General features: G+C 56.7%; 5 protein-coding genes. 4 read left to right on the forward strand and 1 reads right to left on the reverse strand.

Annotated features, from left to right (window positions below):
• Positions 1-9 precede the first annotated feature (9 nt).
• The gene (uvrB, locus tag JRJ26_14240) at positions 10-2,004 is read left to right on the forward strand and encodes an excinuclease ABC subunit UvrB (GenBank protein MBW2058650.1); all 1,995 of its coding nucleotides are present in this window, start codon (positions 10-12) and stop codon (positions 2,002-2,004) included.
• 17 nt (positions 2,005-2,021) lie between these two features.
• Here uvrB and JRJ26_14245 read toward each other — a convergent pair whose 3' ends face one another.
• Positions 2,022-2,849, reverse strand: coding sequence for an undecaprenyl-diphosphate phosphatase (locus JRJ26_14245; protein ID MBW2058651.1), 828 nt, complete (start codon positions 2,847-2,849; stop codon positions 2,022-2,024).
• 416 nt (positions 2,850-3,265) lie between these two features.
• On the opposite strand from JRJ26_14245, the gene JRJ26_14250 reads away from it, so the two are divergent.
• The 3 genes from JRJ26_14250 to JRJ26_14260 form a co-directional block, all read left to right on the forward strand.
• The gene (locus tag JRJ26_14250) at positions 3,266-4,615 is read left to right on the forward strand and encodes a GumC family protein (protein ID MBW2058652.1); all 1,350 of its coding nucleotides are present in this window, start codon (positions 3,266-3,268) and stop codon (positions 4,613-4,615) included.
• Between the two features lie 11 nt (positions 4,616-4,626).
• Entirely contained in the window at positions 4,627-5,892 is a 1,266-nt protein-coding gene (locus JRJ26_14255) for a DUF4388 domain-containing protein (protein ID MBW2058653.1), read from the forward strand.
• Positions 5,893-6,575: 683 nt separating this feature from the next.
• On the forward strand, positions 6,576-7,844 hold a 1,269-nt coding region (locus tag JRJ26_14260), incomplete at its 3' end, for a hypothetical protein (GenBank protein MBW2058654.1).

Genomic DNA, 7,844 nt, shown 5'->3' on the forward strand with positions numbered 1-7,844 from the left:
CGAGCAATCATGAGCCCGTTCAAACTCGTCAGCCCCTTCAGACCCACAGGCGATCAGCCCAAGGCCATAGACGAGCTGACCCGCGGCCTGATGGAGGGGGCCAAGCACCTTGTTCTCCTCGGGGTCACCGGTTCGGGAAAGACCTTTACCATGGCAAACGTGGTCGAAAGGGTTCAGAAGCCCACTCTCGTCATCTCTCACAACAAGACCCTCGCTGCTCAACTCTACGGGGAGTTCAGGGAACTCTTCCCGGACAATGCGGTCGAGTTCTTTGTCAGTTACTACGACTACTACCAGCCCGAAGCCTATATTCCCAGTGCGGATCTCTACATCGAGAAGGACACTTCGATCAACGACGAGATCGACAAGATGCGCCATTCAGCCACCAGGTCTCTCCTGGAGCGCAGAGACGTGATCATCGTCGCCAGCGTGTCGTGTATCTACGGATTGGGCTCACCTGAAGACTACCAGGGACTGCTGCTTTACTTGGAAAAAGGGGAGCGTCTTTCGAGGGAGCATATCCTGTCGAGGCTCGTGGAGATCCAGTACGAACGGAACGAACTCGATTTCCACAGGGGGACCTTCCGGGTTCGTGGAGACGTCATCGAGGTCTTTCCGGCCCACGAGGAGAGCCTTGCAGTCCGTATCGAGCTGTTCGGCGACCTGGTGGACAACATCTCAGAGATCGACCCGCTCAGGGGCAGGGTTGTCCAGAGGCTCGACAGGATCGCCATCTACCCCGGCAGTCATTACGTAACCACTCAGGAGAGGCGGAAAAGGGCGATCGAAAACATCCGTATCGAACTCGAAGAACGTCTCTCCTGGTTCCGCCGTAAGGGGCTTCTCGTGGAGGCCCAGAGGTTGGAGCAAAGAACGAGATTCGACCTCGAAATGCTCGAGGAAATAGGCTACTGCCAGGGCATCGAAAACTACTCCCGCCATCTCACCGGCCGGCAGCCGGGCCAACCCCCTCCCACCCTGCTCGACTATTTCCCCAAGGATTTTCTCCTCTTCATAGACGAGAGCCACGTGACCATTCCCCAGCTCAACGGCATGTACTGGGGAGACAGATCGCGCAAAGAAACCCTGGTGGAGTATGGTTTCCGGCTTCCATCGGCTCTAGACAACAGGCCTCTCAACTTCGGCGAATTCGAGTCACGTGTCAACCAGGTGGTTTACGTCTCAGCGACTCCGGGGGAATACGAGCTCAACAAGAGCAAAGGGCGGGTCGTGGAGCAGATCATCAGGCCTACGGGATTGATGGACCCCGAGATCCACGTGAGGCCTGCAGCCAACCAGGTGGACGATCTCTTGGACGAAATAGGCAAACGGGTGGACCAGGGGCAGAGGGTTCTCATCACTACTCTGACCAAGAGAATGGCAGAGGATCTGGCACAGTATTACACCGAGATCGGCCTTCGAGTCCGGTATCTCCATTCAGAGATCAAGACTCTCGACAGATGGGAGATCATCCGAGGCCTCAGGTTGGGGGAGTTCGACGTCCTCATCGGCATCAACCTTTTGAGAGAGGGACTCGACATCCCGGAGGTATCTCTCGTGGCGATCCTGGACGCCGACAAAGAGGGCTTTCTCCGGTCCGAGAAATCGTTGATACAGACCTGTGGCCGCGCGGCAAGGAACGTCAACGGAACGGTCATCCTGTATGCCGACAGGGTCACCTCTTCCATGGAAAAGACGATCCATGAGACGGAGCGGAGAAGACGAATCCAGGCCGAATACAACAAGGCCCACGGCATAACACCCCAGACGATCAAGAAATCCATCGGCAGCATTCTCACGTCCGTCTTCGAGGCCGACTACTTTACCGTCCCTGTGGTGGCCGAACCAGAAGGCGGGTATGTTCCCGAACATGCCATTCCGGAGATGGTCGAAAGACTGAAAAAAGAGATGAAAGAGGCGGCAGAGAGGCTCGACTTCGAAAGGGCGGCCGAACTCAGGGACAGGATCCATGAGCTCCAAAAGCGAGAACTGATGGCCAAGTAACCGGCCTCAACTGTCCTCTACCCGACAAGGGAGAGAATCAATGCCGCCACCCCAGCAGCCCAGCAGTAATAGGCGAACCGGTAAAACCTGCCCCCTCGGATCATCCCCAGCAGGAGCCGCAAGGAGCCGTAGCCGGTCACAAAGGCCACTCCTCCGCCGAGAAAAAGATGCACCGGCGCGGGAGCCCCCGACCCACCATGGGGCACGAAGGCGAGGAGGAGGGCGCCTAGGGTGGCAGGGATCACCAACAAGAAGGAAAACCTTGCCGACAGTTCCCGGTCGAGCCCACGGAGCAGACCTGCCGACACGGTCATACCGGATCGAGAGATCCCTGGAAGCAGGGCCAATCCTTGACTAACACCTATCCAGACCGCATCCCAGAATCCCATCTCCGGTACTTCCCTGCCCCGCCCTCTGAAGCAGGCGGTCAGCCACAGGACCGATCCCGTCACCAGGAGAGCGACCCCTACAAGGAGGGGCGATGCAAAGAGCGGCTCGATCCGTTTCCCGAAGGTCAACCCGACCAGTCCGGCAGGAACCGTTCCCACCACTATCCAGAGTGCGAACCTGCATCCAGGCCGGCCGAGAAAGCCCGGCCCGGCCTTTCTCCTGGCCCGATCTGCCAGATAGCAAAACAGATCCTCGGCGATCGACCTTATGTCGTCCCAGTAGACCAGGATCACGGCTAGAAGTGTTCCACCGTGAAGGACGATGTCAAAAAACAGCTGAGGCTCTTCCAGGCCGAAAAGGCTCTGGAAAAGCACCAGGTGACCCGAACTGCTCACAGGAAGAAACTCTGTTACCCCTTGAATGATTCCCAGAACGATCGACTCGAGAGAAGAAATGGCATCCTCCTGAACCTTCCGGATGGGAAAACCGGTACCCCCGTCCTGCCGTCCCTTCCGGTTTTGCCCGGAACCGGTGAACAGCAGCTCTCCCGGCACCGGGACAATACACTACCACATCCGGCCCTGCCAGAAAAGAACCGTGCCCGCGGTCCCGCCCCGGCCATGGCCTCTCATATCTCCGGATTCTCCTCGGACCTTCCTCCAGGCAGCCCGCAGAAAAGGGTCGAGAAGACCAAGGAAGAACACGAAAACGCAGGAAAAGGACTAAACCCGGCCGCCGATTCTACCGATGCATCATATGGGCCGTGACGCTGTTCGGGACGAGGCTGCGGCCGGCAGGAGGTTTCTTTGGCACTGATTTTGCTCTTGAAACCCTGGGTTGAACTACCAAAGCCGTAAACGACCGGGTTGTCATGGAAGAACCTGAAGTCCATCTATTGGACTACCTCAAAGTCATCTACAAGCGGAAGTGGCTCATTCTGGCCATCATGCTGATGGCCATGGCCCTGGGGTTCTTCCAAGTCTACAAGGCCATCCCTGTCTATCGGGCGGCCTGCACCATCAAGATCGGCGACCGCCTCAACACGGTGATCAATTCAGGTCAGGTCATTCAATACGCCGACCACTGGTCCTCGGAAAAAAACATCAACACCCATATCCAGATAATGATGAGCGACCCCGTCCTTGAAAAGGTCATCGAAACCCTCAACCTGTCCACTCCCACCAATTCCCGGGTGCGGCCCGATACACTCAAGGGATACATAAAAGTTACCGGGGTAAAGGACACCAATCTGATTCGAATCAAGGCTACTCATCCGGACCCCAAGATGGCCCAGAATCTCGCCAATGCCATGGCGACCGCTTACCGGGACTTCACCATCCAGAAGCGTCTGAACTCCTCGCAGAACAACGTCCTCTGGCTCAAGGAGGAGATCGGTCAACTCAAGAAAAGGATGGAGGAAGCCGACTACAATCTGTACCAGTACAAGAAGAAGAGCCATATTCTCTCTCTGGAAAGGGAGACCAAGATGGAGGCCGAGGAACTCTCGCAGCTTCGGTCTGCCTACAATCAAGCCCGAGTCAAACGCATAGAAATCGAAGCCCAGATCAAGGAATTGAAGCGGATTTCCAGATCCAAGAAGAAGTACATCCCCTCCTTTCTACAGGGAGAACTCCTGCCCACGCTGAACAGCCAACTGGTAGCCGCCAGACTCGAACTGGCCAGGCTCCAGAAGAAATACGGCCCCAAGCACCCGAGGATCATCGCAGCCAGGTCGAGCATCGTTTCCATCGAGAACCAGATCGATCAGAACATCCGGAAGGCTATCAAGAGCCTCCGATCCGAACACGCTGTTCTCACGGCAAAGGAAAAAACACTGCGGGAGTCCATAAAGAACTATACACAGAAGGCGATGGAGACCGAGCAGAAGCAGATCCAGTACGCTCTCCTCGAAAGAGAGGCCCAACTGAACAAGGAGCTCTATGATATCCTCGTCGCCAAACTCAAGGAGATCAACATCACCGACGGTCTCGAATCACCCGAAGTCACCATCGTGGAAACAGCCGAGCTTCCCAGGACTCCTCTCAATACGAGAAGGAACAGAACCCTGGCCGTATCTGCCGTCATCGGATTGATCGTCTCTCTAAGCCTTGCATTTTTTCTCGAGTATCTGGACGTGGGGCTCTCCACAAGGGAGCAAGCAGAGAAGTATCTCGATCTTCCCGTCTTGGGGGTGATTCCCGAAACCCGGACGAGAAGTTGAAAGAGCAGTCCATGGGTCGAAACCATCACAAGAGCATCTTCGAAATCAGGAAGGACGGCCCCTTTGCCGAAGCCTTCGACAACCTGATGGTCAACCTCCTCATGTCGTCCCTCGACAGGCCCATCAAGAGCGTCCTCGTGACCAGCAGCATCATGGGAGAGGGGAAGACCCTCAACGCCATCAATCTCGCAATCAACATGGCCGCCACCGGAAAGAAGGTTCTCCTGGTCGATCTCGACCTCCGCCAGCCCAGCGTTCACAAGTGGTTCAATCTCAACGGAAGCTTCGGCCTGATCAACGCACTCGTCGGTATGACCAGCGTCAACATCGATTCCGGCAGGCTCGGCAGCTACACGATCGGCGACATCTTCTATTTCCTCGAGGCTCAGAGCCGCAGCGGAGTGGTCACCTTCGAGGCGGACAACACCGCCGTGGATGTGACCTTCAAGGACGGGAACATCATCAATGCCAACCTCAAAAGCCGGCCCATCGAGAGGACCCTCGGCAGGATCCTACTCCACTACGAGAGGATCAGTCAAGACCAACTGAAGGAGGCCGTCAGCATCCAGGAGCGCACGAGAAAGCCTCTGAGCCAACTGCTGGTCAGCCTGGGCTTTGTTTCCAAACAGGACATCAAGAAGGTGATGAAGGCGCTCATCGAAGAAAGCCTCCGAAGGCTCTTCCTCCTGAGCAACCCGACTTTTCGTATCAGAAACCTCAACGGGTCGGAAATAGAAGACTACGCCGAAGAGGTCGCACGGGAACAGGACTTTTTCAGGGATTTCGTCAGGCTGAACAGGGCTCCCTTCTTCAACCGCGTGGTGAGTAGGGCGGTGTTGTCCACGCCCATTGAAAATCTGTATGTCTGCCCCTGCGGAAAGATTCCTCCCAACCCCGTGGAGATCATGGGTTCCAAAAGGATGGAGGAGTTTCTCAAGATCGTCACCAGCAGTTTCGACATGGTGGTCCTCGACTCCTCACCGGTCCTCGGAGCCGCCCATGTCTCTCTCTCCCCGTCTCTGGTGGACGGCGTGCTTCTCGTGGTCCGCGCCGGAAAGACGGATAAGAAGATCGTTCTCGAAGCCAAGAAGCAACTCGAGATGGCCAATGCCAGGCTCCTCGGTGTGGTCCTCAACGGGATGGACCGGCGGATGCACTATCGCCGTTACTACCGGTATTACGGACGGGACCACCAGCCAGACAATGGTGAAGCGGGCGAGAGAAAGCTTATCCCCATGTTTCAGGACGACAAAGAAGCCCCCGGGGGCACCCTCTAGACTTGAATTCTCTCTTGCGTCCAACGCTTCTCCACTTTCGGCCCGTCTTTTCTTCCTCCAGGAGACCTCCTGACAGTCCCCGCACAACGGCGACACCGGCCGGGGCCCTCCCGATGTATCCTGCAACCTCTTTGCCTCTATCCCCGCCGTGTGTTCATGCCACGCAGCAGAAGATTCGACGCATCCAGGTATCGAGCTGTCCCCTTGATCTCAAGGAGCCCCGTGGTTCCCCCACGTGTTTCTCCATCATTCTTCCCGGCCCATCCGGTTCAAAGCGGCCCCAGGCATAGCTGCAAGACCCCTGACAGGGAAACTCCACCCATCTCTACTGGAAAGGCGGACGTGATTTGGCATCAGGCAACAGGCGCAGAGGTCAGGCCGCTTTCCATCTGACCCTGGTCTGAAAAAAAGGATTGAAACTATGAAAAAATGTTAGATCTTTTCTCATCCACCTGCTTTCTGGCAACGGAAATGATCATATTTTTCGGTCACTTACAGTAATACCGCCCTCCTGTTTGCGCCGGCTTTCCGGCTGGAACGGTTCTTGCTTTGTAGTTGGAAACTCTGGGGCCTTCCTTCCGGGTGACCCCGGAACCGAGATGGATGGAATTCCTAGGAGGAACCATATAGGCCGGAGAGAAATCGATTGTGAAGATCGAAAGTCCTTTGAGAGGATTGTAACCATGAAGAGACGAGTTGGTTTGCTGGCATCACTTATTATTGGAGTGTTTTTCATCTTGATTGCAGCCCCTCACGCGGCTCATGGGGCGATTGCGGTCGACAACGTGTCCACGGGGACTACCGACAGGGGCTCAACCATCACGATCAGCCATGAGACATCAGGCTCTGACCGTCTGATGCTCGTTGGGGTCTCTTTCAACAACGATTCCTATGAGACCGTTGCCGGAATCACGTACAACGGCGTCCCGCTCAGCTTTGTGGGGGAAGACCACAGGGATGACGATGCGAGGGTCGAGATCTGGATGCTTGTTGGTCCTGACCTCGGGACCCATGATGTTAAGGTCACATTCAACAGGGCTCTCTACAGGCAGGCCATTGCGGGTGTCGTGACGTTTACGGGTGTGGACCAGAACGGTCCTCTTAGGACCTTCGCCTCTGAGTATGGCGATGGGAGCACAGCCTCTGTGGGCGTTCCCTCGGCAACGGGGGAGTTGGTTTTTGGTATCGTTGCCGCTGAGTGGCCATCGGGGTTGACCGCGGGGTCTGGGCAGACCGAGCGTTGGAATCTCAGCATGGGCGGTGGCAGGACCGGGGGAGCCGGGAGCACGGAGCCGGGTGCATCGACGGTTACGACCTCCTGGACCCTGGGCTCGTCGGACCACTGGGCGGTTGCCGGGATTTCCGTGAAGCCCTCGAGCGGGGCGACCCCGCTTTCCGTGTCGATCACCTCGCCGACCAGTGGACCCACCTATTCGACCACCGGAGGAGTGATCAGCCTCGGGGGCACGGCCGGTGACGACGTCGGGGTCGTGGAGGTCACGTGGAGTAACGACCGCGGGGGTTCCGGTACGTGCTCGGGCACGACGAGCTGGACTGTGGAGAACATCACCCTGGCTGAAGGCTCAAATGTCATCACCGTCACGGCCCGGGACGCTGACGGCAACACGGTGACCGACACCCTCACGGTAAACTACACCCCTGATTCGGGCTCAGGTTCGAGTTCCACTACCACTGGAGATGCCCCCGGAGACACCGTGCTCTTCCGGGTCCCTTTTGAACCAAACGTGCTGATTATCTTTGACACTTCGAGCAGCATGAACGAAATCCTCTGGCTCGACGGCTATGACCGGAACATCGACTACGAGGGACAACTCGGCCCTCAGGGAAAGGCCGTGGTCTTTTCGAGCGACCATGCGATAAGCAAGAATTTCGTCACCTACGACACGGCCTCTTCAAGGGTCCAGCTCAACTACCTTAGGTGCGATTCCTCA

The sequence above is a fragment of the Deltaproteobacteria bacterium genome (assembly GCA_019308905.1).
Lineage (GTDB): Bacteria > Desulfobacterota > BSN033 > WVXP01 > WVXP01 > JAFDHF01.